Source organism: Pseudomonas sp. BP8, assembly GCF_017875955.1.
GTDB lineage: Bacteria > Pseudomonadota > Gammaproteobacteria > Pseudomonadales > Pseudomonadaceae > Aquipseudomonas.
In genome coordinates, this window is the sequence record NZ_JAGINK010000001.1 from 3,857,911 (window position 1) to 3,883,976 (window position 26,066).

A 26,066-nucleotide genomic window follows, 5' to 3' on the forward strand; every position below is an offset into this window, starting at 1 on the left:
ACGTCAGTTGTTAATCCTAGGTATTCCAAGGAGCGTTGCATGACTCTGAACGGCAAGACTGCATTGGTTACCGGTTCCACCAGCGGCATCGGCCTGGGTATTGCCCAGGTGCTGGCGGCAGCCGGTGCGAACATCATCCTCAACGGCTTCGGCGATGCGCAGCCAGCCCTGGCCGAGATCGCTCGGCAGGGGGTCAAGGTGGCTCATCACCCGGCGGACCTCTCCAACGTGGCGCAGATCGAAGACTTGTTCGCTTTCGCGCTGCGCGAGTTCGGCAGCGTCGATATCCTCGTCAACAATGCCGGCATCCAGCATGTAGCGCCGGTCGAGGCGTTTCCTGTCGAGGCTTGGGACAAGATCATCGCGCTCAATCTGTCGGCGGTATTCCACGGTTCGCGCCTGGCCCTGCCCGGGATGCGCGCGCGCAACTGGGGGCGGATCATCAATATTGCCTCGGTCCACGGCCTGGTCGGCTCGACCGGCAAGGCCGCCTATGTGGCCGCCAAGCACGGCGTGATCGGCCTGACCAAGGTGGTGGGCCTGGAGACCGCCACCAGCAACGTCACCTGCAACGCGATCTGCCCAGGCTGGGTACTGACCCCGCTGGTGCAGGAGCAGATCGACGCTCGTGCCGCTGCAGGTGTCGATCCGCTGCAGGCGCAGGAGGATCTGCTGGCTGAGAAGCAGCCCTCGCGCGCCTTCGTCACGCCCCAGCACCTTGGCGAACTGGTATTGTTTCTCTGCAGCGAGGCTGGCAGCCAGGTCCGCGGCGCCGCCTGGAACGTCGATGGCGGCTGGCTGGCCCAGTGAACGTGGGCCTCAGGCCTGGCACGCTCGCGCAATTCTCACACTCGCAAGGAGGCCGTATGCGCCCATTCCCATTAACCGCGTTGCTGTCCTTGGCCATGGCCACCGCCACGTGCGCGCAGGCCGCCACACTCAAGGACGTCGCGCCCTACCCCGAGGCTGAAAAAGGCTTTAGCCGGCAGGTGATCCACCTGCCCGAGGAGTCTGATGAATCGGCCTTCAAGCTGGAAATCCTGGCGGGCAAAACGCTGCAGGTCGACTGCAATCGACAGCGCCTGGCCGGTAGCCTGGAAGAACAGACCCTGGATGGCTGGGGCTATAGCTACTACCGCCTGAACAAGGTCGGCGGCCCAGCAACGACGCTGATGGCCTGCCCGGACGGGAACAAGACCGAAGCCTTCGTGCCGGTGGTTGGCGAAGGTTTCATGCTGCGCTACAACAGCAAGCTGCCGGTGGTGGTGTATGTGCCGGAAGGGGTCGAAGTGCGCTATCGCGTGTGGTCGGCGTCCAAGGACGTACAAAAGGCTAAAGTAGAGTGAATCAGGGCGGGCCTCTTCGCGGGGCAAGCCCGCTCCTACAGGTTTTGCGCCGATTCTGTAGGAGCGGGCTTGCCCCGCGAAGAGGCCCGACCATGCCCCCACAAAGCCCGGAGATAAACGCATGAACGATGTGCTCTGGCGCCCGACGACGGCGCGGATCGAAGCCAGCCGGATGGATGCCTTCCGCCGGCGGGTCAACCTGCGCTTCAATCTCCAGCTCAACGACTATGCCGCCCTGCACCGCTGGAGCATCGAGCACCGCGCGGCCTTCTGGCAGACCCTGGCCGAGTACTTCCACGTGCGCTGGCACACCCCTGCCAGCCAGGTGCTCGAAGAAGGCCCGCACATGCCCGAGGCGCGCTGGTTCAGCGGCGCAACCCTCAACTACGCCGAACACCTGCTGTCGCGTCGCGACGACCGCCCCGCGCTGGTCGCCATTCGCGAAGACGGCATGCGTGAGACATTCACCCATACCCAGCTGGCAGCGCATGTGGCGGGGTTTCAGCGTGCGTTGCAAGCCTGCGGCATCCAACCCGGCGACCGCGTCGCCGCAGTGATGCCCAACACTTGGCAAACCCTGGTGGCCATGCTCGCCTGCGCCAGCATTGGCGCAGTCTGGTCCAGCTCCTCACCTGATTTCGGCGTACACGGCATCATCGACCGCTTTGGCCAGATCGAGCCCAAGCTGCTGATCGCCTGCGCAGGCTACCAATACGCCGGCAAGGCCATCGACCAGACCGACAAGATCAACCAGGTAGTCAGCGAGCTGCCCGGCCTTGAGCACTTGCTGATCGTGCCCTATACCCACGGCCAGATCGCTCCCGAACAGTTCACGGCAGCGCGCGTCAGCGTCTGGGACGACTTCTACCAGCCCGGCGGCGAGCCGCATTTCACCCCGCTACCGTTCGATCACCCGCTGTACATCCTGTACTCCAGCGGCACTACGGGTGTGCCCAAGTGCATCGTCCACCGCGCCGGCGGGGTGCTCTTGCAACACCTGAAGGAACACGGCCTGCACAATGACCTGAAAGCTGACGACGTGCTGTTCTACTACACCACCTGCGGCTGGATGATGTGGAATTGGCTGGTCAGCGGCCTGGCAGTGGGCGCCACCCTGGTGTTGTTTGATGGCTCACCGTTCCATCCTGGCCCCGAGCGCCTGCTCGACCTGATAGACGCCGAGGCGATCAGTGCCTTTGGCACCAGCGCCAAGTACCTGGCCGCGCTGGAGCAGGCCGGCGTGCATCCGGCAGTCAGCCATCGCCTCGAGCGTCTGCGGCTGATCCTCTCGACCGGCTCGCCGCTGTCACCGCACAGCTACGATTACGTCTACCGCAAGATCAAGGCCGACCTGTGCCTGGCGTCGATGTCGGGCGGCACCGACATCGTCTCCTGTTTCGTCCTGGGCAACCCGCTGCTGGCGGTGCGTCGCGGCGAGATCCAGTGCAAGGGCCTGGGCATGGCTGTCGAGGTGTGGAACGAGCAAGGCCAGCCGGTGACCGGCGAGAAAGGCGAGCTGGTCTGCACGCGCAACTTCCCCAGCATGCCTTTGGGCTTCTGGGGCGACGCCGATGGCAGCCGTTATCACGCCGCCTACTTCAGCCAGTTTGCCGGCGTCTGGGCACAAGGCGACTATGCCGAGCAGAGCGCCAGCGGCGGCTTGGTGATCCACGGCCGCTCCGACGCGGTGCTCAACCCCGGTGGGGTACGCATCGGTACGGCGGAGATCTACCGCCAGGTGGAAAAGGTCGAAGAAGTACTGGAAAGCGTCGCCGTTGGCCAGCAATGGCAGGACGATGTGCGCGTGGTGCTGTTCGTCCGCCTGCGCGAAGGACTGCAACTGGATGACGCCCTGCGCCAACACATTCGCCAGGTCATTCGCCAGTACACCACGCCTCGGCATGTGCCGGCGGTGATTGCCCAGGTCACGGACATCCCGCGAACCATCAGCGGCAAGCTGGTCGAACTGGCGATCCGCAATGTTATCCATGGCCAGCCGGTAAAGAACACCGATGCCCTGGCCAATCCGCAAGCACTGGAGCAATTCCGCGACCGCGCGGAGCTGCGCGATCAGGCATAATGCCCCCCTTTTTTGCCCGATACACAGGTGTCCCATGAAAGCTCAAGCCCGCCACATCCTGGTCAAGACCGCTGCCGAAGCCGAACAGCTCAAGCAACGTATCGCCAAGGGCGAGGCCTTTGATGTGCTGGCCAAGAAGTTCTCCACCTGCCCTTCCGGCAAGCGCGGCGGCGACCTCGGCGAAGTGCGCCCGGGGCAGATGGTCGGTTCGATCGACCAGGTGATCTTCAAGAAGGCCCTGCGCGAAATCCACGGCCCGATCAAATCCAAGTTTGGCTATCACCTGGTACAGGTGTTCTACCGCGACTAAAGCTGGGTGGCACATAGCCACCCATCAGTTTTGTCAGTTGCCAGCCGCCTACTAACCTCTATACAACTCGGCCAAAACCGAGCGCACTGGGGGTCACCATGGGTAATGTCCGTACTCTTCTCGCTTTCGCCAGCCTTCCTCTCCTGAGCCTGGCGACACCGGGCGCGCAGGCAGCCTGCAGCTTCAGCCCAGGACCTGGCAACGACAGCCATGTCTGCGACAGCGGCTCGGCCGGATCGCTTACAGACACTGAGGGCGATAACAGCTTGCAACTGCCCCCCGGTGGTAGCGGCGAGATCAGTGGCAACGTGACCTTCGGTGGCGGACGCGACAGCATCGACATGGCGTCCGGTCTGATTGGCGGCAATGTCCAGCAGGGCGCGGGCATCGATGACTTCAGGATGAGTGGCGGCGTCATTCAGGGCGGTGTCAATCAAGGTGATGGCCTGGACACGTTCTACATGAACGGCGGTTGGATCGTGGGCACCTTTGACAGCGGTGACTACGCCGAAATGGACGCCGGGCGTATCGGCAACGTCAACATGCGCCTGGACCAGAACACCTTCATCATGCGCGGCGGCAGTATCGACCGGAACCTCATCACGGCCTTCGACAGGGACTACGTGGAGATTTTCGCCGGCACCATCGGCGGCAATATTTCTGTCAGTGGTGGCGATGACCGGGTGCTGGTGCACGGTGGTCAGATCGGTGGCGATATCCTCCTCAGCGTGGGCAACGACCAATTTACCTGGGACGGCGGCAGCATCGCCGGCAGGGTCGATCTGGGCGGCGGTGATGACATTGCGCTGGTCCGAGGGCTGCAGGCCGCGACCCTGACCACGCCCATCGACGGCGGTGAAGGCATCGACAGCTTGACCTTCGACGCAAGCCAACCTGAGCGCGGCGCGCTGTATAGCCTGTTCGAACAGATTTCGCTGATAAACGCCAGCCAGCTCACACTGGATGACAGCTTGACGCTAGGCGACTCAGTCTCAGGCACGGGCGTGCTGCAGATTGACGGCAGCAGCACGCTGGTTTCACGTCAGGGTAGCGTTGCGCCCTTCCTGGCGGGTCAGGCGACAACAGTGAACAATGCAGGGACGATCGACTTGAGCCGGGGTAACGATGCTCAAGGCCGCTTGTTGATCGTGGGCAATTATCACGGCGACAACGGTACATTACGCCTGAACAGTGTATTGGCAGGTGATGGTGCAGCGTCCGATCGGCTGGTTGTCAGCCAGGGCAGCATCGACGGCAGCACCGCATTGTTGGTGAACAACCTGGGCGGCGCTGGCGCGGCGACCGGCGCAGACGGTATCCAGGTAGTTGAAGCGCGGGACGGGGCAACCAGCAGCGCCAGTGCCTTCGTCCAGACCCAGGTTCTTTCTGCCGGTGCGTTTGACTATCGGCTGTTCAAGGGCGGCGTCACGGCTGGCAGTGAAAACAGCTGGTACCTGCGCTCGACCCTGGTGGCAGCGCCTCCCCCCGCCGTAGTGGACCCGGTTCAACCTGAGCAACCTGAGCAACCTGAGCAACCCGGACAGCCCGAGCAACCCGAGCAACCGGTCGAGCCCGCAGTATCCCCGCCCATCGCCGCGCCTGCGCCCGGCCAGCCCGACCTGCCAACCCCCGTAGCGGGCGAGAGCCTGGCGTTGTACCGTCCGGAGGTTCCTGTCTACGCCGTTGCGCCACGTGGCGCGGCAATCATCGCCCGGCAAGCCCTGGGCACCTTCCATCAGCGCCAGGGCGACCAACGACTGCTCGGCGGCCAGGGGGGCCTCTCCGGCAGTTGGGGCCAAGCCTACGGCGGCACCTTGCGCCAGCAATGGACGGGCACCGTCAGCCCGAGCCTGGATGGCGACCTGTATGGGTTCAAAGTGGGCCAGGACCTGTTCGTGCATGTCAGTGACAGCGGCTTGCGCCAGCACGTTGGCCTGTACGTCAGCCATAGCCGGCTCGAGGCCGATGTCAAAGGCTTCGCTTTGGCTCAGCAAGACCGCAGCGTGGGCGACCTGAAACTGGATGGTGACAGTGTCGGTGCTTACTGGACACTGGTCGGCGGGCAAGGTGGCTACCTTGATGCGGTGCTGCAATATACCGATCTCGATGGCCGCGCACGCTCCAGTCGAGGCCAATCGCTCACGCTTGATGGTCACGTCTGGACGGCCTCACTGGAGGGTGGTCAGCCGTTCACCCTGTCCGAGCATTGGAGCCTGGAGCCGCAGGCGCAACTGATCGCGCAAAAAGTCGCGCTGAACAGCGCCAGTGATGGCATTTCCCGGGTCACCCATGAGGCTCAGGTGGAGCTGACCGCCCGGGTTGGCGCACGCCTGCAAGGCGATTTCAGCACCTCCGGCAATCGTCTGCTGCAGCCCTACGCGCAAATCAACCTGTGGCACGGCGATGGCGGCCGCGACAGTCTGATCTTCGATGACGTCGACCAGATCAAGACCGACTACCGTTACACCTCACTGCAGCTAGAAAGCGGCGTGGTGGCCCAGGTCAGCCAAGCCCTGAGCCTGCACGCAGGGGTTCAGTACAGCACGAACCTCGACAGCCGCCAGCAGGAAAGCAGCGGCGTCAATCTGGGCGTTCGTTGGCAGTTCTAGCGACGTGCCGCCAACAGGCCCAGGCCGGCACAACCGAGCAGTGACGCGCTCACCCGATTGAATATGCGGCGCGGCCCAGGCTGGTTGAACCAGCGTTGCAGGTACGCGCCTAGCCCGGCATAGATAGCGATCGCCGCCCACTCCAGCAACAGGAACAGCAGGCCCAGCCAGAGGAACTGTTCGCTGACGGGCGTGGCGCTGTCCATCGAAACGAATTGCGGCAGGAAGGCAGTGAACAGCAAGATCGCCTTGGGGTTGCCTGCTGCCACCCAGAACTCCTGGCGGGCCAGGCGCCAGGCGCCGCGTGGCTGATCAGCGGCGACCATCGCCTCGCCCACTGGCGCCCGCCACAGCTGCCAGGCGATGTAGAACAGATACGCGGCACCGACCAGCTTGATCGTCAGGAACAGGTATTCGCTGGTATGCAGCACCACCGCCAGGCCGGCCGCGGCCAGGGCGATCATGCCACTGAAGGCGATGATCCGCCCGCCACCCGCTACGCAGGCGGTGCGCAGGCCGTAACGGCTGGCGTTGTGCAGCGACAGCAGGTTGTTGGGGCCCGGCGCCATGTTCAGGGCGAAGCAGGCGGGGATAAACAGCAGCAGGCTCGACAGGTCCATTGTTATTCTCCTTCAGGACCGGCGCAGCCTCGCTGCTGCTGGCGCATGACGTCAAGCACAGTGACGGGACAAATGGCCGGAACAGTGGCTGGGCGGTTAGACTGCAGCTTGCGTACTCAAGGCCAGGCAGGCGATCCATGCATTCCATCCACAGTGAAATCTGGCACGATCCGGCCCTGCCCTTCGTTGAAAGCCGCCGTGCCTGTCACAGCCGTGCCTGCTACAAGGCGCACAGCCATCCGACCTTTTCCATTGGTGCCGTCGACGCCGGCTACAGCCGCTTCAGCGGCGCGGGCAAGGGCGAGCAACGGCTCACACCCGGCACTCTGGTGCTGGTACCGGCGCAACGTGTCCATGCCTGCAACCCGGAGCCGGGGCAGGCCTGGAGCTACCAGATGGTGCATATCGATGCGCAGTGGTTGCAGCGGTTGCGCCTGGAGTCGGGCAGTGTGGCGGGGGCCAGCGGTGAACCGGCGCGTATCAGTCGGTCGGCCGCGCTGTACCGACAGTTCTGCGCACTGAATGCGCTGTTGTTCTCCGCTGCCAGCGCGGTAGAAAAGGAGGCGGCGTTGGTGGAGTTCATCGGCGACCATGACTTTTCTGCTTGTTCGACGGCAGATGCCGCGCCTGCTCCCGGGTTGAGTGGCGCGGCACTGCGCGAACTTGTCGCCGATATCGAGCGCGCCGAACTGGCTGAACTGAGCCTCGACAGCCTTGCCCGCACCGCAGGCATGGGGCGCTATCAACTGATCCGTGCGTTTCGCGTTGCCACCGGGCTGACGCCCCATGCGTATCTGCTCAACGCACGGATCAACCAGTCGCGCGAACTGCTGCGTGAGGGCCTTGAGCTGGCCGAGGTGGCCTACCGGCTAGGGTTTGCCGACCAGAGCCATTTTCAGCGGGTGTTCAAGGCGCATGCCGGGGTTACCCCTGGGCAGTATCGCGGGCGTCGGTAGCCATCGACTCCTGCCCCCTGTAGGAGCGGGCTTGACCCGCGAAGAGGCCCTCTCAGGCAGCCACAAAACCACGCAATAATCTTCAATACCCCCACGCCTCAAAGCACCAGACTGCGGCCTCCCACTTCGGAGTAGCCACAGCCCATGGAGCAGTTCCTGATCGTCGCCACCGCCCATTTTCTCGCGCTGTTATCACCTGGCCCAGACTTCTTCCTGGTCGCCCGCACCTCGGTCAAAGCAGGTTGGCGGGTCGCCAGCGGGGCCTGCCTGGGTATCGCGTTGGCCAACGGCGTGTTCATTGGCGCAGCGTTCGCCGGGGTGTCGATCCTCAAGGATGGCAGCGCACTGTTCATCGCCCTGCAATTGGCCGGCTGCGCCTATCTGCTGTACATCGGCGGGTTGTTTCTGCGCCACGCCGGGCGCAGTGGCCTGGGCACGATTGACGCGGGCAACGCCGACTCGACCCAAGGCTGGCTGGCCAGCCTGGGCATGGGCTTCGCTTCGGGCATCCTCAACCCCAAGAACGCGCTGTTCTATGCCAGCCTGGCCAGCATGCTCGCCGCCAGCAGCAGCGCCTGGAAACTGGCCTACGCCAGCTGGATGTTCGCGATCGTGCTGCTCTGGGACCTGCTGGTCGCCGCCGCCATTGGCAACCGCCGCGTGTTGCGCCGGTTTACCCGCGCCCTGCCCTGGCTGGAACGCGCTTCGGGTGTCATGTTGATCCTGCTCGCCAGTGCGGTGCTCGTTCATCTGGCAATGGGCTGATCACGGCCAGGCGATTGATATCGAGCAGGCTGAAATGGCCGCTGCTCCAGCCGCCGGTGTCCAGGTGCCAGACATTGCCCAACTGCTTTACCTGCAGCACCGGCGTATGACCGACCAGCAGCGCATGCAGCCCGGCTACCGCATGCGTGTCACCCTCACGCAAGCGCCGTCGCGACCATTGGCAAATTTCGCGCACTTCGTCATCGTCATCGTCCTCAAGGCTTGCGCGCAGGGTCGACCAGTCCGCGAACGGGCTGTCGGCATGCAACAGACCGACCAAACCGTTGGCCGTGGCGACCTCCATGCCGACTGGCAGGGTTGAAAAAATCTCGACAAAGCGCAGTTGCTCGGCGCTGGCCAGATCCAGAAACCAGCCGCCACCAGCCGCACGGTACATATCCAGATCAAGCCGGCCACCGTGCAGGTAGGTCACGGCAAGCGCCTCGTGATTGCCCTGTACAGCATGAAACCAGGGCTGGCCCAGCCACTCCAGCGCCTGCTCGCTGTAAGGGCCGCGATCAACCAGGTCGCCGACACTGAACAAGCGGTCGACCTGCGGATCAAACTCAATCTGCTCCAGGCACGCCTGCAAACGCTGGAAATGTCCATGGATATCCCCCACGGCCAAGTCGCGGCCTGTGCGGTTGACGGCTACACGCTGAAAACGGTTCATTGCAACGGCCCTCTGCTACTGCGCCAGGCCCAGACGTAGAATGGAGCAATAAGCAGTCATCACCCGCAGCTGCATCATGCGTACTGCCCTCGCCTGTGCCGCACTGGTGGTGCTGGCATCTAACAGCATGGCACAAGCTACCTAGACCGTGCAGGTCATCAGGTCAGCAGCAGCGATCGCCGGTATGCGGAAAAGGCCATGCTGGACGACTGACTCCGCCAGCGTTTTGCGGCGAAACCGACGTCCTGAGCATGTTCAGTCAGGCAGTTGGCGCACGCTGAATGCGGCCAGATCGCACTGGTGCAAGCGATCTGGCCGATAGTATCCTCCCCCCTTCACCGCCGCCAAGGAAGGATCCACGATGAAACTCTGCGCCGTGCAAATGGCCTCCGACAAAGGCAACCTGACGGGCAACCTGCGCCGTCACCTGGAATGCATCGAGCACGCGGCGCAGTTGGGCGCACGCCTGGTGGTGTTTCCCGAACTGTCCCTGAGCGGCTACGAACCGACCCTTGCCCGCGAACTGGCGCAGCCCGCCGACTCATCGCTGCTCGATCCGGTGCAGGCGCTGTGCGACCGCCACGGCATCAGTGTAGCGCTAGGGCTGCCCGTGTCCGCAGCCGATGGCGTGCAGATCGGCATGTCGGTGTTGCGACCGGGCGCGCCTCGGCTGGCGTACGCCAAGCAGCGTCTGCACGCGGACGAATTGCCGTTTTTTGTGGCCGGCAACCAACCGCTGGTATTCGCCGCCGCGCAACGGCGGATCGCGCCGGCGATCTGCTACGAGTCAATGTTTCTCGAACATGCCGAACAAGCCCGGCAGCTCGGCGCTGATGTCTATCTGGTCAGCGTGGCAAAAACCACCAAAGGCATCCGGGAAGGCTTCGAGCACTACCCGCAGGTGGCCAAGCGGCTGGGCATTCCCGTGCTGATGGCCAATTGCGTCGGCCCTGCGGACACCTTCGTCGGTGCGGGCAGCTCTGCCTGCTGGGACGAGCACGGACAGCTGCTGGCATGCCTGGATGAGCATAGCGAAGGGCTGGTAGTGCTCGACACCGCCAGTATGAGCGCTGAGGTGGTGCTGCTCGATGGAGTGCCGGCATGAGATACCTGCTGTTGGCCATGACCGGTTATGCCTGCACCTGGTACGTGGTCGGCCTGCTGATCCGTGGCCGACTGGCAGACCTCGTCGAAGGGCTGCGGCATCGCCCCGATGCCCCGCCAGCGGGTCAGTACTTGCGCGAGGTGACGCAACAGGCGCGGCGTGCTCACCACCATTACACGCTGTTGGCGGGGAGCTGCGTGGCGTTGGGGCTGTGCCTGGTGGCGCTGTGGCTTAGCTGAGCGCGCCATCACAGGCCCAAGGCAAGGCTCTCGCGGCCCTCCAGGGCCAGCAGATACTGTTTGGCCTGCAGCCCACCGGCAAAACCCGTCAGGCTGCCAGAAGCGCCGATCACCCGATGGCACGGCGCGATGATCGAAATCGGGTTACGCCCATTGGCAGCGCCCACCGCGCGCACTGCGGTGGGGTTGCCAATCTGTCGGGCGATGTCGCTGTAGCTGCGGGTTTCGCCGAACGGAATAGTCAGCAGCGCCGCCCACACCTGACGCTGAAAGTCAGTACCGGCGAAGTCCAGGTCCAACTCGAAGCGCTGCCGTTGGCCAGCAAAATACTCTCCCAGTTGACGCGCGGTTTGTTGCAGCACCGCGTGCGTGTCGTCGCGGTGGAGCTCGCCCAGACGCACCCGGTTTGCCCGCTCGTGCTCCCACAGCACTGCCGCCAACCGCTCACCACGGGCGACCAGGGTCAGGGTGCCGACGGGTGATTGCATGAGGGTGAAGGCGTTGGACATGGGGCGTTCCTGGTGGCGGGTTCGGTTGGCACTGTACCCATTCAGCCGGGCCCATGCATGCGCTTTGTGGCCGCCTTGTCTTCCAGCGTGGATGAATCGGATTGAATTCTGCGAGCGCCCGTCAAGTCGACAACTATGAGTACGGGAATCTGAAGAGGTAACAGCGATGACTATCGAAGCAGAGACACTCACCAAACTCACTGAAGTTCTGGCCAAGCGCGGCCTGACTCGCCTGGTACAGGTCAGGTTTACGCGCACGCCCTATCGCTGCAATCACAAGTGGACGTGTGAGGTGCGTTAGACGGCAAGGCTCATTCTAGTGGCGCGACTGCTGCTGCCTACGGTGGCGCAGGGCGCCACAGATCAGCAAGACAGCGCCGGGCATCAGCAGCCCTGCCGCCGTCCAACCGAAGGCTGATTGACCCGATACGCCTACAGCCGCGAACGCGGCGCCCATGGCAATGAGCGGAACGCTCACCAGGTAAAATGGCGATTTGCTGAACCTGAGCATGGCTTACCCGGCCTTTAGCACAGCGAGCTTGTGCTGGATATCGGCCAACAGGCGCATGCCCGCCGCCTCCACCAGCACCCCGTAATGACCAATCTCGCCGCAGTCGCGACAACTGATGATCGACTTTTTGTGCAGCCTGGCCGGTTTGACCAACCGCTCACTGTCACAGTTGAGACAGCGTAAAGTGACACTCATCGTTTTCCGCTCCTTGGAATGGCTATAGCCAGCGCTTACATGCCCCTTGCTGGGGGACGGTCTATCTAGAGTGGCGAAGAGGCTAATCGTTCCAGCCTGCCGCCAAAACACCTCGTCGCCCTGCCTGGCTCTCCGAGTGGTGCAGACCCGCGGCGACGACTCTGCCAAGTAGCGCCTATTGGCGCAAAGTCAAAAGGTCCGACGGGGATGGGCGCGAACCACGAACGATTAATTGGCAGGGGTCTGAGGCACGGATTCAATGTATGCCTTCACGCACATACCCCTGACTGTGTTGACGAAGTGTTCGAGGTCCTTGTGCTTCTCGACTTCGTTATCACGTGTCGGATAGGTAAGCACCATGCGGGATAACATGTCTCGCGAAGTCAATGTCGCCGCCGAGGGTCCCTCATATTCATCATGCGGGTAGACAGGCGGCTCATTCGATTGCCTGCCAAGCATGATCGAGGTTGCATCCATGGCTAACGCTGAACAGTGACTGACCTCTCCACCCTCGAAGATCAGCTTTTCGCCTTGTTTGGACCAGGCTGATGCCGATGAGCAGGTCAGGAGGCAGAGAGCCGCAAGCGCGGCGGTCAGCAGCGTGTTGGTCATTGCGATCCCTCGCCAAAAGAGCGCGAGGCTAGCACTAGTATCGCCGGGCAGCAACGCGCGCAAGGATTTAAACTTCGAGCTACACTGCTCGCCTACAACCACGTTGATTACCGTTATTTGCAAACACCGTTTAAAACACGCTGCTTCCGGCGCCCAGGAACTTGCGCCTTTATCGCCCGCATAACGTAGCACCGATAGGGATATCCATGAACACGCTAAAAACAAAAATAGCCTACCGGCCTGACATTGATGGCCTCAGGGCACTCGCTGTAATGCTGGTTTTACTGTTCCATTTCGACCTTGGTGTTTCTGGTGGATTTGTCGGAGTAGACGTCTTCTTTGTTATATCCGGATACCTCATTACAGAAGTTATCAAAGGGGGCTGCGCTTCGGGTAGATTCTCGTTTGTCGATTTTTATGCACGCCGACTCACCCGCTTGCATCCCGCACTTATCGCCACCGTTGCATGCTGCCTCATCGCTGGCGGCATCCTGATGGACCCGGCATCCTTCGCCTCACTCGCGGCGTCCGCAGGATATGCCGTATTTTCCGCCTCAAACTTTTTCTTCTGGAACAACTCGGGCTACTTCGATGCCTCGGCGCACACGCAGCCACTGCTGCATACGTGGTCCCTCGCGGCAGAATGGCAGTTTTATCTTGTCTGGCCCGTGGTGGTATGGGCGTCATTGAAAGTCTCAGAACGATTTCTGGTGTGGCTGCTGGTTGCCTTGACCGCTGCCTCCCTGCTCGCCTCTCAGTACATGCTGACCGTGGACGCAACGGCTGCGTATTTCCTGGTACCGTTTCGCATGTTTGAACTTGCCATTGGCGGGTTCATGGTGTTTGCCGGCAAGTACCGCGCACGTCCGCTCACCGAGTCCGGTCTTCTATGGCTGGGGCTGGCATTGATAGTAGGGTCAGCGCTGCTGCTCGACGCGACTTCTGCGTTCCCAGGGTGGAATGCACTCGCGCCGTGCATTGGGGCAGCACTGTGCATCCACTGCGGTCGAGCACAGGCGGGAGCCGTGCTACGCGCAAAACCGGTGGTATGGATAGGGTTGATTTCCTACTCTGTCTATTTGGTACATTGGCCGATTGCAGTCTTTTATAAGTATTTTATTTTCCGTGACATTTCGCTGGTCGAAAGCGTTTCACTGTGCGCGGCATCCATCCTTGCGGGCTGGGCGATGTATACGTTGGTTGAAACCCGATTCATGCCTGCTCGAGTAGCGTCCAATAGGGCTCGGTATGCGACATCTGTGGCACTGGCGGTCGTCATGTATACCGCCTCTTGGTATGTCGTGACAACCAATGGTATGCCGCAACGAATCAACCAAAACTACGTTGTAGCCGAGAGCGACCCGGCCACCTATCGTACTGAGCGCTATGGCGGTTATGGCTACCCGCTTGATGGACTGCTGGGCAAGCAGGATGGTCTTGATGCGTACATCCTAGGAGACAGTTTTTCCCTTCAATATGCCAGCGGACTCGACACGGAGCTGAAGCCAAAAGGGATCGCTCTGCTCGGGCTGTTTACCCATGGCTGTTTTCTCTCGGGGCAGTACACCCGACTCGAGAATAATCAGCCACGCCGCGACTGCTTTACACGTTATCGGCAGGCAATGACCATGATGGCCAACGACAATAAGCCGATGATCTTCGCACTGCACTGGACCGGATACAAAGACATTCTGGTGAAGGAATCGGGCGAAAAAGTCACTTTTGACAATGACACTGAATTCGAAAAGCTCATCTTTGAAGCCGTGCAGTCGCTGCGTGCAGATGCGGGTTCCAGGCCCTTGATAATCGTCGGCAGCCAGCCATTCCTGTCCGCAGACAAGTCCGTTGCCGAATGCCTGCTCAGGCCTGCGTATCTCCATCAACCTTGCAATGACTTTATTACCTACCCTCCACGCACCAGCGAAACGTTCCGTACCAATAAGGCCATCAAGCAAGCCGTTGCAGGCATGGACGCCACCCACTTCGTCGACCCTGCTACATCACTTTGCCCACAGGGCATCTGTGGTCCGACCCTCGACGGAAAGCTGATCTACTCCGACAATACACACCTGTCGATCGACGGATCAGCGATTGCGGGCAGTGAAATAGCCCGTCTCCTGGAGTCTGTAATGCCCATAAAAGAGGACGGGTGACGACCTTTGCAGGCTATGGCTATTTGTCGAATTCAATCCGACGTATCGCTAGCCGCGAAGAAATATGGCACTCTGCCATGGAGGGTCATGTTTCTTCGCCTTTTATCTTCTGACAGCGCACACCACAGACTCCGTCTTGTCGTTATCCAAACTGCGCATTACAAAAAAGCGAAAAAAGATGATGAAGCATTGAAATCAATCACCATCAAGAATTGACGCATGCCAGACATTTCACCCCATACCGCCAGCCTTATACACACCATTGCTTCGGTGACCGCAATCATCGCGGCGTTAATTTCGGCCAGCGCAGTCATCGTGGCGCATATGGCTTCTGAAGTTCAAAGCCGCCATGCTGAAAAATCCACTGCGCAAGCCAGCCAGGCCATTGCCGAGGCCCATGATACTGCGGCCCTCTCAAGGCTGGAGAGCGAAGCGCTCAGGCAGCAGACGGTTGAAATGGCAGCACGGCTGGAAGCTGAAAAAGAGGAACGGCTACGGGTTGTAGCCAGCCTGCAACCTCGAAAATTGACTGAGCAGACACAAACCGCATTCAAGACCCTCGCATCCGAGCTGGCTGAGCAAAAAATAAAGCCGGCTGTGCTGCTCACCATTGTCAAGAACGATGCCGAAGCATTGCAGTACGCCAAACAAATCGCGGTGGCCTTGACCAAGGCGGGCGTTCAAGTGCAGATCAAGCAACTAGCGCTGTTAAAAGACATCTCCGGCACCCAGGTGGTGCTCTACAGCGGCGCAGGCAATCAGGCAATTGAGCGCGCCTTCAAAACCGCTGAGGGTGCGTTCCAGATCAGCCGCTCTTCTCAAAATCCACGGGTCACTCTGGATGATCAGGACAGTACGATTATTTCTGCTCTGATCAGCGTCTACCCGAAAAATTAGAGTCTTCACCGATCGTCGGGGGCGCCTGCATTCAGGCAAGGCCTTTTGCAATTGCGTCTTGCTTGAGTACGCTGGGGCTGCTCTACAGCCCCACCACGACTGACGCTGATCGGTCGTCATTCCGCGCCAGGCGGGATTTGGTCTTTGTTCTTATCCTTTAACCGTGCTCTCTCCTCTTCTGTGGAGTGGGCCGGTACCTGGCTGTCTTTCTGGTCGTTTTTCTGCTCTGTCATGGCGGTACCCTCTGAGTGATATTCATTGGGCAGTCCTCCTGGCAGGCAGTTCAGACAGATGAACACAAACCACCTGCACAGTGGCTCCCACGATGAACGCGTCGCCTTTTCGCGCCAGATGCGATTGTGCACAATCCCTATGCTGATATTGACGCCTATGCAGCGTGACTTATTCCTTGGGCAGATCCTCATCCAAGGCAGGGTTTTCATCGTCCAAAGGACGGTCACCGCCCTTTTCCTCGTTCATGAGCGGATCATCATCAGGATCAGGAACGGTTGGCCGGTCGGGGTCCACCTCTGGATCTGGTGAAGTGGGCATGTCTGGATTGGTGCTGGCTTGGGCTTGCATATTACTGGTCATTGCTGCGTACCTCGTTCGGATGCAGTCCCTCATCAGGACCTGACGAGACATATGACGAGCTCATCGATTTTGTGGATGCTCACTGGACACTGAGTTGTTGGTGTCCACATCTTTCATCTCTTCCTCGATGGGGGCAGCGTCGTCCGATGACAGCGGGACCTCACCACCGGTCTCAGTCGGGTCCGGCGCTTTGGCCTCCTCAGTACGCGCAGTGCCGTTATCACGCGGAACTTGTGCGTCTTGATCAGAGCCCGGGTTGCCCGGGGGAGGATTCCAGTCCGCAGGCCGCTTCTCTGACCAAGCCTCGCCGACGCCCTGCTTAGGCTCGGATGCGGTTTTTTCCAATCCAGACCCGTGAGATTGCCCTGTATCTGGACTTCCCTCGGCTGGTCCAGGGTACGCAGCGTCGGGGCCATTGTGGTCGATTGCCATGACAGTTCTCCCGTATCAGGCGCAGGATATCTGCGCATACGATTGGGAAAATTGGCTTGGCATGAAGTGCCTTGGGCTCGACGGGCGGCTCATAAAAAGCCGGCACATAGGTCGGGCTCCAAAGGAGATCGATAATCCAGGGGTTGGGATCAGGCACGGCCCCATAAAATGCTGCCACACCAGGAGAACAACCCCCGTAAATGCAGCGCGTATCCTGTAGGAGCGGGCTTGCCCCGCGAACACGGGCGTAGCCCGTGCCAGCAGCCCCCTTCTCCTGAGCGCCCTCCATGCTGTCGCCCGAGATTCGCATCAGGTACCGTGAATTGGAGTTACATTGCTCATGCCTGCTCCGCAAAGAACGCCATTAACGGCTGATGGTTAAAGGGCGAACCCAAAGGGAGTGGTCAGAACCACTCATCCAGTGCATGAAGACGCTGGATCGCATGTTTATATTGGCAAAACAGGGCATACCCTGAGCGAGCAGTTCCAGCTGCACTTTCTGCGTAAATTCCGTCGCAGTCAGCTTTGACATATTGCTTCCACAGCGTCTGAGAATCTTTCAGCATGGACGGGACCGTCTCATAGGTTGCAAGTCTGTCAGGATGCTCAGCCATATGCTGAGCTTTTACCATTTTTTCCTGATACTTCTGTTCGACCCTCTCGTTACTCACGCGCACCATCGTTAACAGGCATAGATCACTGTCGTGCGTCGTGCGAGTGTTCGGATTCTTCAGACACTGATGCCACTCGGCCTCTACCTTCACCGCAAACTGACGGACCGCCTCATCTAGGGCTTCTTCTCGTCCAACATCAGCATACGCGGCACTGGCTGCCAGAAATGCTCCTAGAAGGCCTGCTTTCAAAGTCCTTTTCATAGGTCTCAATCCTTGAGCTGATCATTCGGCGCCCGCATCGTGACGGAGATGCAGGCTGCGCGCAATCGCCACCTCGTTGACCTGTCAGGCGTTCAGTTCGACGCTTGACCAACGCCTGGCCCTGGTGTTCGACCGGAAGCGCATGATGATGATTCAGCAGGACCCGGGGGATGAGGCTATTGGTCGCCAAGCCTAATTCAGCGCCCCATTTATCACTTCGTAGATTATGCCTGTGGCAATGGCAACGAGAATTAAGTCTGTTCCAGCTTGTTGCCACTCATAGCCATCGTAGCGCGGTAGATGGCCAAGAAGTCTGCCGTCGAGCTTTTTGGCAATGCCAGGGGGGAGCGGTTTTCCTCGTGCCAAGTTCTTCTGGATGCCAGGCGGTAATGCTGGGCCTGGACTCCAATAATTGTGGTAGCTGTTCAGTACGTTCAGGACGCCACCGCGATCAATACTCGGGCCGTGATCCCAGTCATTGTGTCCTGAACTCTTTCCCTTCGCCCCGCTACCTTGGTTGCCGTGGCCTTGAGAATTTTGAGCGTTTCCCTTTCCGTTTCCTTGCCCTTTTCCATTACCGGGGTCAGCGAATACGCCGACCGAGCCTGTGATTAAAACAAGGCTTGTAAGCACCGAGATCAATGTTTTCGATTTGAGCATGTCCGTACTCTCAGAAAGGGGATCTCCCCTCCAATGTAGACGACGCTATACAAAAAAGTTCACGTACCACCATGCCGCATCCGACCACGGAGGGCGGCGCATGCATGGAGAAAGCCGTGAGCGTGTCCGCGCAGCTTGGGGAGACCTTCCTGGGTGAACTTGGGTGCGCCGTACTGCCGTTGATGTTCACCAGTGGCAGAATCCCGACAAGTTCCACGAGGACAGCGCGCTGGATGGCGTAGCGTATTCCTCGCTGAAGGCTGAGGCGCTGGCCAAGGGCTAGATAGCGTTCAAATCAGGGTCGTAACATCCCCTACCTCAACCCGCGCGCATCTGATTACTCCGCCAAAGCCGAAGATGGAGCTGATACTGACTTCAATCGCGTGGTCGTCCGTTCGCGCAAATTCAATTGAGTCAATGACATTCTGGTGGTTGAAGTCTTCAACAGAAAAGGAATGCAAATCGTAGAACAACAACTCGATCAAGAGACTTTGGAAGCAAACTGCTTCGTAGTTTTCTGTCCCTTGGTTAATTCCCTTGTAGTAGCGAACGTTGACGCACAATCGGGCGGACGATGAAGTCGGGGACCCAACCCCGCTTCTGGACGCTGATACCGAAATAATTTCTGCATCGTGAAATCCTGGCCAGAAGCCTAGCGCTTTGACTACTTTCTCTGCGTTTTGCACGCAGCTTGGCCATTCCATGAGAAGCGCTCCAATTTAGCATCCCGCATTCTACTCATCCCTGAGCATATGCCTCAAAGCTTCCCGGTGACGATCGACACCGACTGCGGTGCTCGGCGTGAAGACATCGGCTGCTACGGCGGCGGGATGGCTTTCGTCGACGCCGAGTCGTCGCATCATCGTCAAGCGAAACCTGAAGACCGGACTAAAACCAAGCACCAGAGGGTGATTCTTCTGGATGAGCGCGCTCTCAATGCACTCGCGCAGGCGAGAAGAATGGCCCAACTGCGCCGGATGGCGTCTAAGTCTGCGCACCCTGATAGCCCTTTCGTATTCCAACCGAGCAAAGGTGGGCTGTGGATCAACGAGCCAAGTGTTACAATCCGCCACTTCAAAGCAGCGCTCAAGGCGCTGGACATCCGTGAACGTCGGCAGTACGACACCCGCCACACCTACGCAACCATGTGCCTTATGGCTGGGATGAACCCCGCGTTCATCGCAAACCAGCTCGGCCACAGCGTCGAGATGTTGCTCTCTACCTACGCGAAATGGATCAGCTCCTCCTCGGACTGGAGGGAGCTGGAGAAGCTGCCGCCCCGAATCGAATTGGCCCAAAATTGGCCCAAAACTGACTCGAGGGCCTAAATACACCTCTGGAACCCCCGCAGGACAAGCACTTGATTTCTACCGCTAACATCACCATGCAATTCGGCGCCAAGCCGCTGTTCGAAAACGTCTCGGTCAAATTCAACAACGGCAACCGCTACGGCCTGATCGGCGCCAACGGCTGCGGCAAGTCGACCTTCATGAAGATCCTCGGCGGCGACCTGGAGCCGTCCGGCGGCCAGGTGATGCTGGAGCCGAACACCCGCCTGGGTAAGTTGCGCCAGGACCAGTTCGCCTACGAGGAATTCACCGTGATCGATACGGTGATCATGGGCCACGAGCAACTGTTCAAGGTCAAGGCCGAGCGTGATCGCATCTATTCGCTGCCAGAAATGAGCGAAGAAGACGGCATGGCCGTGGCCGAACTGGAAACCGAGTTCGCCGAAATGGACGGCTACACCGCCGACTCGCGCGCCGGTGAGCTGCTGCTGGGCCTGGGTATCCCCCTGGAACAACACTACGGCCCGATGAGCGAAGTCGCTCCGGGTTGGAAACTGCGTGTGCTGCTGGCCCAGTCGCTGTTCTCGGATCCGGACGTGCTGCTGCTCGACGAACCGACCAACCACCTGGACATCAACACCATTCGCTGGCTGGAAAGCATTCTCACGGCGCGTAACAGCACCATGATCATCATTTCCCACGACCGGCACTTCCTCAACAGCGTCTGCACCCACATGGCTGACCTGGACTACGGCGAGCTGCGCCTGTTCCCGGGCAACTATGACGAGTACATGACCGCTGCGACCCAGTCGCGCGAGCAGTTGCTGTCCGACAACGCCAAGAAAAAGGCGCAGATCGCCGAGCTGCAGACCTTCGTCAGCCGCTTCTCGGCCAACGCTTCCAAAGCCAAGCAGGCCACTTCGCGGGCCAAGCAGATCGACAAGATCCAGCTGGCCGAGGTCAAGCCTTCGAGCCGGGTCAGCCCGTTCATCCGCTTCGAGCAGAACAAGAAGCTGCACCGTCAGGCGGTGACCATCGAGAGAATGGCCAAGGCCTTCGACGAGAAGATCCTGTTCAAGGACTTCAGCTTCACCGTCGAAGCCGGCGAGCGCGTAGCGATCATCGGCCCCAACGGTATCGGCAAGACCACCCTGCTGCGGACCATGGTCGGCGAGATGCAACCGGATGCCGGTGCGGTCAAGTGGACCGACAGCGCTGAAGTCGGTTACTACGCGCAGGACCATGCCCACGACTTCGAAGACGATGTCAGCCTGTTCGAGTGGATGGGCCAGTGGACCCAGGGCGAGCAGATGATTCGCGGTACCTTGGGCCGGATGCTGTTCTCCAACGACGAGATCCTCAAGTCGGTCAAGGTCATCTCCGGTGGTGAGCAAGGTCGCATGCTGTTCGGCAAGCTGATCCTGCAAAAGCCCAACGTGCTGGTAATGGACGAACCGACCAACCACCTGGACATGGAATCGATCGAGGCGCTGAACCTGGCGCTGGAGAACTATCCGGGCACCCTGCTGTTCGTCAGCCATGACCGTGAGTTCGTGTCGTCGCTGGCTACCCGTATCATCGAGCTGACGCCTGAAGGTGTGGTCGACTTCAGCGGGACCTACGACGATTACCTGCGCAGTCAGGGCGTCGTGGTTTAAGGCTGATTGCCTGGGGGCCGCTGTGCGGCCCTTTCGCGACACAAGGCCGCTCCCACAGTGATCGCGCCAGGTTGAGGCCTAGTGCAAAACAGTTGCGACAGCGCATGCGTCGAAAGCGCCGCGTTCAGGATTAATTAGTTAGCCTGCTTTCATTTCTCCCGCACAACGGCCATCATGGTTTCACGCCCAACCGCCTTCCAGCGAAAGAGCCCATGACCGCGCAAGCACCCTCCCCCAGCAATACCACCGGCATCACCCGACAGATCCTTTCGATCGTGTTGTATACCTTCATCGCATTTCTCTGCATCGGCTTGCCGATCGCGGTGCTGCCCAGCTATGTGCACGACCAACTGGGCTTCGGCGCGATAATCGCCGGCGTCACCATCGGCCTGCAGTACCTGTCCACCCTGCTCAGTCGGCCTTTTGCCGGACGGGTGGCGGACAGCCTGGGAGGCAAGCGGGCGATCGGTTACGGGCTGTGCGGCATCGTCGGCTGTGGCCTGCTGACCCTGCTGTCGGCCTGGACCACCAGCCTGCCCTGGGTGAGCCTGGCGCTACTGCTCGGGGGCCGCCTGCTGCTGGGTATTGCCCAGGGGCTGATTGGCGTCGCGACCTTGAGTTGGGGCATCAATCAAGTGGGTACCGAGCACACCGCGCGGGTGATTTCCTGGAACGGCATCGCTTCGTACGGTGCCATCGCCATTGGCGCTCCTGTCGGCGTGCTGTTGGTCGATGGCCTGGACTTCAGCGTACTCGGACCACTGCTGGCAGTGCTGGCCGGCCTCGGCTGGCTCGCCCTGCGCACGCGGCCCGACGTGATCGTGGTGCGCGGCGAGCGCCTGCCGTTCTGGTCGGCCTTTGTCCGGGTGGCGCCGTGCGGGCTGGGCTTGATGCTGGCGTCGATTGGCTACGGTACCTTGACCACCTTCGTCACCCTCTATTACCTCGAACGTGGCTGGACCGGGGCAGCCTTGTGCCTGAGCGCATTCGGCATCTGCTTCATTATTTCGCGGCTGCTGTTCGTCAATGCAGTCAACCGTTTTGGCGGCTACGCGGTGGCGGTGAGCTGCATGGCAACCGAAGTGGTCGGCCTTGTCCTGCTTTGGCTGGCCCCAGTGCCGGCAGTTGCATTGATTGGCGCGGGCTTGACCGGAGTTGGCCTGTCACTGGTATATCCGGCCTTGGGCGTCGAAGCGATCAAACAGGTACCCACCAGCAGCCGCGGCGCCGGGCTGGGTGCCTACGCGGTGTTCTTCGACCTGGCCCTGGCTATCGCCGGGCCGGTGATGGGCGCGGCGGCCGTGTACCTGGGCTATGCCTCGATCTTCGCCGTCGCCGCCCTGCTCGCGCTCTCAGGGGTTGGCCTGGTGCTTCTGCTCGCTCGCAGTCGCCGCCGCGGCTGAGCGTTCAGCAGACGCTGGCGCGCCCAACGCCTGCGTAAAGAAATCAGCGCTTTCGCGCTGCAACGAGCGATGGATCTGGCGCCGATCGACACCCTCGGCATCCTTGCACAGCGCCGGCATGCGCGCGTGTTGCTCGGCATCGCAAGGCGCCATGAACACGAAGTGCCCGGCACCGGCCAGCAGGCGGTAATCCGGGGTCACCGGCAGCTTGCGCGCCAAGGCGTCGGCGTTGTGCTGCAACGTCAGCAGTTGATCGTTGTCGCCGCTGTAGATCAACGCAGGGACGTGTACGCCACTCAGCGCATGGCGGCCAAACATCAGGCTCAGCGGTGCCATCAGCATGACCGCGCCCACGCGCGGGTCGGCATGCGCAGTGAGCTCGCTACGATCGGCGATCAATACCCCGTGAGTCTTGCAGGCGTCGGCATCGCTGGGCCGCTCCTGACAGTAACGTTGCAGGCGATCGAGGTCCGGCTGGGCACCCGCCAGGATCAATGCGGTTTCGCCCCCAGCGGAATAGCCAATCACGCCAACTTTGCCGTCATTCAAATACGGGCCAAGCAACCCGTCGGAGCGGGCAGCGCTGATTGCCGCACTGACCTGCAGCGGCCGTCCATAGAGGTTGCTCAGCGTACCCAGGCGACTCGGGTCGCGGGGGTTATCGCCAGGGTGGGTCAGCGCGATCACTACAAAGCCCTGCCGTGCCAGTGCCGTGGCCAGATCATGCAAGGCCAGCGGGCTGCCGCTGTTGCCATGCGACACGACTAGCAACGGGAACGACCCCAACGCCACTGGCGCTTCTTCGGCGACGCGTAACGGGTAGCCTTCGATACGGACGCTGTGGGTTGCCGCGCGGGTCGGATAGAACGCCAGTGCCTGCATGGGTCGGGCGTCGAGCGGGTCGGCCAATTGCAGCCGATGCAGCCCCGCGACCCACCCAGCGGCCTCGGCTCGCGGCAGAACGCCGACCAGGAGCAAGACCAAGAGCATGCAGGTACGGTTCATCGGCGGCGTCTCCCCGCGAGGCGGAAGGATAGCGCCAGCATAGAGCCAGGGTGTGCGGTAGCAGATGAAAACTGGATGAAAAAAGCCGGCTGACGCGTGAAGCTTCAGCCGGCTTTTTTAGAGGTATGGCAATCAGGCAGCGGCGAACAGCTCGCCTGCGATCTGCGCCTGGGCTGCGTCGATAGCTTTGCTGCGGTGCTCAGGGCCGTAGGCCAGGCCATGGGCACGGACGATTTCCAGGTCGGTGACGCCGATGAAACCGAGGAACACCTTGAGGAAGTCTTCATGGCCGGCGCCCGTTGGCTGACCAACGTGCAGGCCACCTGCGGTGGACACGAGAATCACTTTCTTGTTACCGCACAGGCCTTCTGGGCCGGCTTCGGTGTAACGGAAGGTCTTGCCGGCGACAGCGACGCGGTCGATCCAGGCCTTGAGCTGAGTCGGTACGGTGAAGTTGTACATCGGCGCACCGATCACTACGGCGTCGGCAGCGAGGAATTCGTCCAGGGTTTCCTGGCTCAGCTTGGCCTCGAACGCTTGCGCGGCATCGCGCATTTCTTCTGGAGTACCTGCGGCTACCAGGGTGGCGGCAGAAAAGTGGCTGATGGCATCGCCTGCCAGGTCACGGTAAACCACTTCGATGCTGGAATCAGCAGCCTTCCAGGCCTCGACCACTTCGCGGCTGAGCTGGCGGGAGGCGGAATTGTCGCCGAGGATGCTCGAATCGATGTGCAACAGTTTCATGGGACTCTCCTGTAATGAAGACCGCAGCAGTGGGCGATCACGATGGAGAGAATCCTATAGAACAATCGAATAGCTGATAAGTCAGCAAAAATGCATTAGTTTGTCCTACAGATGGAACAATGAGACCGTCACATGCAAGACCTCAATGACCTGTTTTACTTCGCCCGGGTAGTCGAAGCCGGCGGGTTCGCCGCCGCTGGCCGTCTCTTGGGCATCCCCAAGTCGCGCCTGTCGCGGCGCATTGCCGAGCTGGAAGAGCGTCTGGGCACGCGCTTGCTGCAGCGCACCACTCGCCAGTTGAAGCTGACCGCCGTCGGCGAGCGCTACCTGCACCACTGCCAGGCGATGCTGCTGGAGGCGGAAATGGCCGATGAGGCGGTGGCCAGCATGACCAGCGAGCCGCGCGGGCGCCTGCGGGTGTCGTGCCCGGTTGCCCTTGCCCACGCGTTTCTGCCGCAGGTGATCAGCCGTTTTCTGGAGCTTCACCCCCTGGTGCAACTGGACATGGTCTTGCTCAATCGCCGCGTTGACCTGATCTCCGAAGGCATCGACGTCGCACTGCGTGTGCGCGACCTGGGCGATGAAGACCCGGCCCTGGTCACCCGGCGCCTGCGCCAGGCGCAGATGCACCTGGTGGCGGCGCCGGGGTTTGCCGCAGGCCTGAACGATCCATCGCAGCTGTCTGGCCTGCCAGTACTTGGCGCCGCCGAAGCCGATCGCCTGGTGCACCTGCGCCTGATCGGCCCTGGCGGACGCCAGCAGGAGCTGGCCCTCGAGCCGCGTCTGGCGATTGATGACTTTGTCGTACGCAAGGCCGCCGTATTGGCGGGGCTGGGCTTTACTGCCCTGCCGAGCATGTACTGCGAAGAAGAGCTGGAGCGCGGCGAACTGGTCCGGCTGTTGCCGCAATGGTCGCTGCCTGGGGGCTGGCTGCAAGCGGTGTACCCACATCGACGCGGCGTGCTGCCGGCGGTGCGGGTGTGGATTGATCATTTGGCGGCTTCGTTTGAAGCGTGTGGAGAGCGTTATGTCTGAGCGGAAGATGACCGCGGAACAGGTGGCGGCGTTCTGCCTGGAGCTGCCGGGCGCGCGGGAAGATTACAAGTGGGGCGGGATCCGCGTGTTTTCGGTGGCGGGCAACAAGATGTTCGCCGTGCTCGACCTGGCTGGAGCGGGGTTGTCGTTCAAGGTGGATGATGCGTTGTTTCTGGGTTACGTCGACCGCCCAGGGGTGCGCCCGGCGCCTTATCTGGCACGCGCGCGCTGGATCAGCGTGGCACCGCCTTATGCCATGGGGCGGGGGGAGCTGTGTGAGCTGTTGAAGCGCTCACATCAGCTGGTGGTCGGGCGCTTGCCCAAGCGGCTGCAGGTGGGACTATTAATGTGAGGGATGGGCTGGGCACTGTATTTATCAGCGCCCGGCCCAGAACAGATGATAGAACCAGCCCATCTGGTGCAGCGCGACGATGCCCCAGAACGTCAGCTGAAATGACAGCTTGCGCGTCTTGTGCCGAAACAGTTGCTGCGCCAGCAACGCCCCTGGCCAGCCGCCCAGCAGCTCGCTGGCATGCAGCACCTTCTCCGGGGTCCGTCTGGCCTGGGTACGCGCCTGCTGTTTATCCTGCCAATACAGCAGCAGGCTGATCAGGCTAAGCAACGGATACGCCGCCAACGCCAGCCACGATTGCCCGCTCCAGGCCATCTGCGCGGCGCCCAAGCCTGGCAGCAGGCACAGCACCAGCAGGGCCAACAGCTTCAAGCGCACATGACGTATGCCCTGCACCCGGCTCCTGTCACCCTGCGACTTCACCTGCGTTCTGGCCATG

Annotated in this window: 29 protein-coding genes; 17 read left to right on the plus strand and 12 right to left on the minus strand. The window is 61.0% G+C overall.

Features of this window, described 5'->3' with window-relative positions; all coding sequences use genetic code 11:
• The first annotated feature begins 39 nt into the window (after positions 1–39).
• The 5 genes from hbdH (at position 40) to J3B00_RS16820 (ending at position 6,345) form a co-directional block, all read left to right on the plus strand.
• Complete coding sequence (gene hbdH / locus J3B00_RS16800) at positions 40–810, plus strand: 3-hydroxybutyrate dehydrogenase (RefSeq protein WP_209868931.1); 771 nt, start codon at positions 40–42, stop codon at positions 808–810.
• Between the two features lie 56 nt (positions 811–866).
• Complete coding sequence (gene eco / locus J3B00_RS16805; RefSeq protein ID WP_209868933.1) at positions 867–1,346, plus strand: serine protease inhibitor ecotin; 480 nt, start codon at positions 867–869, stop codon at positions 1,344–1,346.
• A 121-nt stretch (positions 1,347–1,467) separates the two neighbouring features.
• Positions 1,468–3,426: an acetoacetate--CoA ligase gene (locus tag J3B00_RS16810; protein ID WP_209868935.1), complete on the plus strand. Its 1,959-nt coding sequence runs from the start codon at positions 1,468–1,470 to the stop codon at positions 3,424–3,426.
• A 34-nt stretch (positions 3,427–3,460) separates the two neighbouring features.
• Positions 3,461–3,736, plus strand: coding sequence for a peptidylprolyl isomerase (locus J3B00_RS16815; protein WP_209868938.1), 276 nt, complete (start codon positions 3,461–3,463; stop codon positions 3,734–3,736).
• Positions 3,737–3,834: 98 nt separating this feature from the next.
• Positions 3,835–6,345: an autotransporter outer membrane beta-barrel domain-containing protein gene (locus J3B00_RS16820; protein WP_209868940.1), complete on the plus strand. Its 2,511-nt coding sequence runs from the start codon at positions 3,835–3,837 to the stop codon at positions 6,343–6,345.
• Here J3B00_RS16820 and J3B00_RS16825 read toward each other — a convergent pair.
• A complete protein-coding gene (locus tag J3B00_RS16825) occupies positions 6,342–6,965 on the minus strand; it encodes a LysE family translocator (protein WP_209868942.1) in 624 nt (207 codons plus the stop codon). The two genes, J3B00_RS16820 and J3B00_RS16825, sit on opposite strands and share 4 nt — an antisense overlap.
• 137 nt (positions 6,966–7,102) lie before the next feature.
• On the opposite strand from J3B00_RS16825, the gene J3B00_RS16830 reads away from it, so the two are divergent.
• Both J3B00_RS16830 and J3B00_RS16835 read left to right on the plus strand, forming a co-directional pair.
• On the plus strand, positions 7,103–7,921 hold the full coding sequence (locus tag J3B00_RS16830) for an AraC family transcriptional regulator (protein WP_209868944.1): 819 nt from the start codon (positions 7,103–7,105) through the stop codon (positions 7,919–7,921).
• 144 nt (positions 7,922–8,065) lie between these two features.
• Complete coding sequence (locus J3B00_RS16835) at positions 8,066–8,686, plus strand: LysE family translocator (protein ID WP_209868947.1); 621 nt, start codon at positions 8,066–8,068, stop codon at positions 8,684–8,686.
• Here J3B00_RS16835 and J3B00_RS16840 read toward each other — a convergent pair.
• The gene (locus J3B00_RS16840) at positions 8,634–9,359 is read right to left on the minus strand and encodes a metallophosphoesterase (protein WP_209868949.1); all 726 of its coding nucleotides are present in this window, start codon (positions 9,357–9,359) and stop codon (positions 8,634–8,636) included. The genes J3B00_RS16835 and J3B00_RS16840 overlap by 53 nt on opposite strands.
• Before the next feature lie 361 nt (positions 9,360–9,720).
• Between J3B00_RS16840 and J3B00_RS16845 the strand changes: the two genes are divergently transcribed.
• Entirely contained in the window at positions 9,721–10,464 is a 744-nt protein-coding gene (locus tag J3B00_RS16845) for a carbon-nitrogen hydrolase family protein (RefSeq protein WP_209868951.1), read from the plus strand.
• The gene (locus J3B00_RS16850; RefSeq protein WP_209868953.1) at positions 10,461–10,703 is read left to right on the plus strand and encodes a hypothetical protein; all 243 of its coding nucleotides are present in this window, start codon (positions 10,461–10,463) and stop codon (positions 10,701–10,703) included. Before J3B00_RS16845 ends, J3B00_RS16850 begins: the two co-directional genes overlap by 4 nt.
• A gap of 8 nt (positions 10,704–10,711) precedes the next feature.
• Here the strand turns inward: J3B00_RS16850 and J3B00_RS16855 are convergent, their stop codons facing one another.
• Entirely contained in the window at positions 10,712–11,212 is a 501-nt protein-coding gene (locus tag J3B00_RS16855) for a methylated-DNA--[protein]-cysteine S-methyltransferase (RefSeq protein ID WP_209868955.1), read from the minus strand.
• Between the two features lie 166 nt (positions 11,213–11,378).
• On the opposite strand from J3B00_RS16855, the gene J3B00_RS26840 reads away from it, so the two are divergent.
• Positions 11,379–11,513 (plus strand): hypothetical protein, encoded by a 135-nt coding sequence (locus tag J3B00_RS26840; RefSeq protein ID WP_281075707.1) that lies wholly within the window; start codon positions 11,379–11,381, stop codon positions 11,511–11,513.
• Between the two features lie 213 nt (positions 11,514–11,726).
• Here J3B00_RS26840 and J3B00_RS16860 read toward each other — a convergent pair whose 3' ends face one another.
• The gene (locus J3B00_RS16860; RefSeq protein ID WP_209868957.1) at positions 11,727–11,918 is read right to left on the minus strand and encodes a hypothetical protein; all 192 of its coding nucleotides are present in this window, start codon (positions 11,916–11,918) and stop codon (positions 11,727–11,729) included.
• A 228-nt stretch (positions 11,919–12,146) separates the two neighbouring features.
• Complete coding sequence (locus J3B00_RS16865) at positions 12,147–12,530, minus strand: hypothetical protein (RefSeq protein ID WP_209868960.1); 384 nt, start codon at positions 12,528–12,530, stop codon at positions 12,147–12,149.
• A 206-nt stretch (positions 12,531–12,736) separates the two neighbouring features.
• Here J3B00_RS16865 and J3B00_RS16870 point away from each other — a divergent pair, with 206 nt between their 5' ends.
• Positions 12,737–14,683, plus strand: a complete 1,947-nt coding sequence (locus tag J3B00_RS16870) for an acyltransferase family protein (protein WP_209868962.1) — start codon at positions 12,737–12,739, stop codon at positions 14,681–14,683.
• 219 nt (positions 14,684–14,902) lie between these two features.
• A complete protein-coding gene (locus J3B00_RS16875) occupies positions 14,903–15,580 on the plus strand; it encodes a hypothetical protein (RefSeq protein ID WP_209868964.1) in 678 nt (225 codons plus the stop codon).
• 402 nt (positions 15,581–15,982) lie between these two features.
• Here J3B00_RS16875 and J3B00_RS16880 read toward each other — a convergent pair whose 3' ends face one another.
• From J3B00_RS16880 to J3B00_RS16895, 4 genes are all read right to left on the minus strand, one after another.
• On the minus strand, positions 15,983–16,174 hold the full coding sequence (locus J3B00_RS16880; RefSeq protein ID WP_209868967.1) for a hypothetical protein: 192 nt from the start codon (positions 16,172–16,174) through the stop codon (positions 15,983–15,985).
• 836 nt (positions 16,175–17,010) lie between these two features.
• Entirely contained in the window at positions 17,011–17,481 is a 471-nt protein-coding gene (locus J3B00_RS16885) for a lysozyme inhibitor LprI family protein (protein WP_209868969.1), read from the minus strand.
• 192 nt (positions 17,482–17,673) lie between these two features.
• A complete protein-coding gene (locus J3B00_RS16890; RefSeq protein ID WP_209868971.1) occupies positions 17,674–18,141 on the minus strand; it encodes an anti-virulence regulator CigR family protein in 468 nt (155 codons plus the stop codon).
• A 290-nt stretch (positions 18,142–18,431) separates the two neighbouring features.
• On the minus strand, positions 18,432–18,845 hold the full coding sequence (locus J3B00_RS16895; RefSeq protein WP_209868973.1) for an Imm50 family immunity protein: 414 nt from the start codon (positions 18,843–18,845) through the stop codon (positions 18,432–18,434).
• Positions 18,846–19,049: 204 nt separating this feature from the next.
• Here J3B00_RS16895 and J3B00_RS16900 point away from each other — a divergent pair, with 204 nt between their 5' ends.
• From J3B00_RS16900 to J3B00_RS16910, 3 genes are all read left to right on the plus strand, one after another.
• Positions 19,050–19,469 (plus strand): integrase, encoded by a 420-nt coding sequence (locus J3B00_RS16900; protein ID WP_348635983.1) that lies wholly within the window; start codon positions 19,050–19,052, stop codon positions 19,467–19,469.
• Between the two features lie 32 nt (positions 19,470–19,501).
• Positions 19,502–21,088: an ABC-F family ATPase gene (locus tag J3B00_RS16905; RefSeq protein WP_209868975.1), complete on the plus strand. Its 1,587-nt coding sequence runs from the start codon at positions 19,502–19,504 to the stop codon at positions 21,086–21,088.
• Positions 21,089–21,300: 212 nt separating this feature from the next.
• Positions 21,301–22,491, plus strand: coding sequence for an MFS transporter (locus J3B00_RS16910; protein ID WP_209868977.1), 1,191 nt, complete (start codon positions 21,301–21,303; stop codon positions 22,489–22,491).
• Here J3B00_RS16910 and J3B00_RS16915 read toward each other — a convergent pair.
• Entirely contained in the window at positions 22,441–23,496 is a 1,056-nt protein-coding gene (locus tag J3B00_RS16915; protein ID WP_209868979.1) for a dienelactone hydrolase, read from the minus strand. The genes J3B00_RS16910 and J3B00_RS16915 overlap by 51 nt on opposite strands.
• A 132-nt stretch (positions 23,497–23,628) precedes the next feature.
• Positions 23,629–24,240 (minus strand): FMN-dependent NADH-azoreductase, encoded by a 612-nt coding sequence (locus J3B00_RS16920; RefSeq protein WP_209868981.1) that lies wholly within the window; start codon positions 24,238–24,240, stop codon positions 23,629–23,631.
• 132 nt (positions 24,241–24,372) lie between these two features.
• Here J3B00_RS16920 and J3B00_RS16925 point away from each other — a divergent pair, with 132 nt between their 5' ends.
• Entirely contained in the window at positions 24,373–25,275 is a 903-nt protein-coding gene (locus J3B00_RS16925; RefSeq protein ID WP_209868983.1) for a LysR substrate-binding domain-containing protein, read from the plus strand.
• A complete protein-coding gene (locus J3B00_RS16930) occupies positions 25,268–25,627 on the plus strand; it encodes an MmcQ/YjbR family DNA-binding protein (RefSeq protein WP_209868985.1) in 360 nt (119 codons plus the stop codon). Before J3B00_RS16925 ends, J3B00_RS16930 begins: the two co-directional genes overlap by 8 nt.
• Positions 25,628–25,651: 24 nt before the next feature.
• Here the strand turns inward: J3B00_RS16930 and J3B00_RS16935 are convergent, their stop codons facing one another.
• On the minus strand, positions 25,652–26,065 hold the full coding sequence (locus J3B00_RS16935; RefSeq protein ID WP_209868988.1) for a DUF1294 domain-containing protein: 414 nt from the start codon (positions 26,063–26,065) through the stop codon (positions 25,652–25,654).
• Position 26,066: the final 1 nt, after the last annotated feature.

Bases quoted from the DNA above. Each gene is read 5' to 3' on its own strand.
- J3B00_RS16935 (WP_209868988.1), bottom strand. From the start codon at position 26,065: ATGGCCAGAACGCAGGTGAAGTCGCAGGGTGACAGGAGCCGGGTGCAG.
- J3B00_RS16825 (WP_209868942.1), bottom strand. From the start codon at position 6,965: ATGGACCTGTCGAGCCTGCTGCTGTTTATCCCCGCCTGCTTCGCCCTG.
- J3B00_RS16840 (WP_209868949.1), bottom strand. From the start codon at position 9,359: ATGAACCGTTTTCAGCGTGTAGCCGTCAACCGCACAGGCCGCGACTTG.
- J3B00_RS16855 (WP_209868955.1), bottom strand. From the start codon at position 11,212: ATGTCCAACGCCTTCACCCTCATGCAATCACCCGTCGGCACCCTGACC.
- eco (WP_209868933.1), top strand. From the start codon at position 867: ATGCGCCCATTCCCATTAACCGCGTTGCTGTCCTTGGCCATGGCCACC.
- J3B00_RS16885 (WP_209868969.1), bottom strand. From the start codon at position 17,481: ATGAAAAGGACTTTGAAAGCAGGCCTTCTAGGAGCATTTCTGGCAGCC.
- J3B00_RS16835 (WP_209868947.1), top strand. From the start codon at position 8,066: ATGGAGCAGTTCCTGATCGTCGCCACCGCCCATTTTCTCGCGCTGTTA.
- J3B00_RS16890 (WP_209868971.1), bottom strand. From the start codon at position 18,141: ATGCTCAAATCGAAAACATTGATCTCGGTGCTTACAAGCCTTGTTTTA.
- J3B00_RS16910 (WP_209868977.1), top strand. From the start codon at position 21,301: ATGACCGCGCAAGCACCCTCCCCCAGCAATACCACCGGCATCACCCGA.
- J3B00_RS26840 (WP_281075707.1), top strand. From the start codon at position 11,379: ATGACTATCGAAGCAGAGACACTCACCAAACTCACTGAAGTTCTGGCC.
- J3B00_RS16880 (WP_209868967.1), bottom strand. From the start codon at position 16,174: ATGACCAGTAATATGCAAGCCCAAGCCAGCACCAATCCAGACATGCCC.
- J3B00_RS16810 (WP_209868935.1), top strand. From the start codon at position 1,468: ATGAACGATGTGCTCTGGCGCCCGACGACGGCGCGGATCGAAGCCAGC.
- hbdH (WP_209868931.1), top strand. From the start codon at position 40: ATGACTCTGAACGGCAAGACTGCATTGGTTACCGGTTCCACCAGCGGC.
- J3B00_RS16865 (WP_209868960.1), bottom strand. From the start codon at position 12,530: ATGACCAACACGCTGCTGACCGCCGCGCTTGCGGCTCTCTGCCTCCTG.
- J3B00_RS16850 (WP_209868953.1), top strand. From the start codon at position 10,461: ATGAGATACCTGCTGTTGGCCATGACCGGTTATGCCTGCACCTGGTAC.
- J3B00_RS16915 (WP_209868979.1), bottom strand. From the start codon at position 23,496: ATGAACCGTACCTGCATGCTCTTGGTCTTGCTCCTGGTCGGCGTTCTG.
- J3B00_RS16830 (WP_209868944.1), top strand. From the start codon at position 7,103: ATGCATTCCATCCACAGTGAAATCTGGCACGATCCGGCCCTGCCCTTC.
- J3B00_RS16920 (WP_209868981.1), bottom strand. From the start codon at position 24,240: ATGAAACTGTTGCACATCGATTCGAGCATCCTCGGCGACAATTCCGCC.
- J3B00_RS16820 (WP_209868940.1), top strand. From the start codon at position 3,835: ATGGGTAATGTCCGTACTCTTCTCGCTTTCGCCAGCCTTCCTCTCCTG.
- J3B00_RS16925 (WP_209868983.1), top strand. From the start codon at position 24,373: ATGCAAGACCTCAATGACCTGTTTTACTTCGCCCGGGTAGTCGAAGCC.
- J3B00_RS16875 (WP_209868964.1), top strand. From the start codon at position 14,903: ATGCCAGACATTTCACCCCATACCGCCAGCCTTATACACACCATTGCT.
- J3B00_RS16870 (WP_209868962.1), top strand. From the start codon at position 12,737: ATGAACACGCTAAAAACAAAAATAGCCTACCGGCCTGACATTGATGGC.
- J3B00_RS16895 (WP_209868973.1), bottom strand. From the start codon at position 18,845: ATGGAATGGCCAAGCTGCGTGCAAAACGCAGAGAAAGTAGTCAAAGCG.
- J3B00_RS16930 (WP_209868985.1), top strand. From the start codon at position 25,268: ATGTCTGAGCGGAAGATGACCGCGGAACAGGTGGCGGCGTTCTGCCTG.
- J3B00_RS16845 (WP_209868951.1), top strand. From the start codon at position 9,721: ATGAAACTCTGCGCCGTGCAAATGGCCTCCGACAAAGGCAACCTGACG.
- J3B00_RS16860 (WP_209868957.1), bottom strand. From the start codon at position 11,918: ATGAGTGTCACTTTACGCTGTCTCAACTGTGACAGTGAGCGGTTGGTC.
- J3B00_RS16815 (WP_209868938.1), top strand. From the start codon at position 3,461: ATGAAAGCTCAAGCCCGCCACATCCTGGTCAAGACCGCTGCCGAAGCC.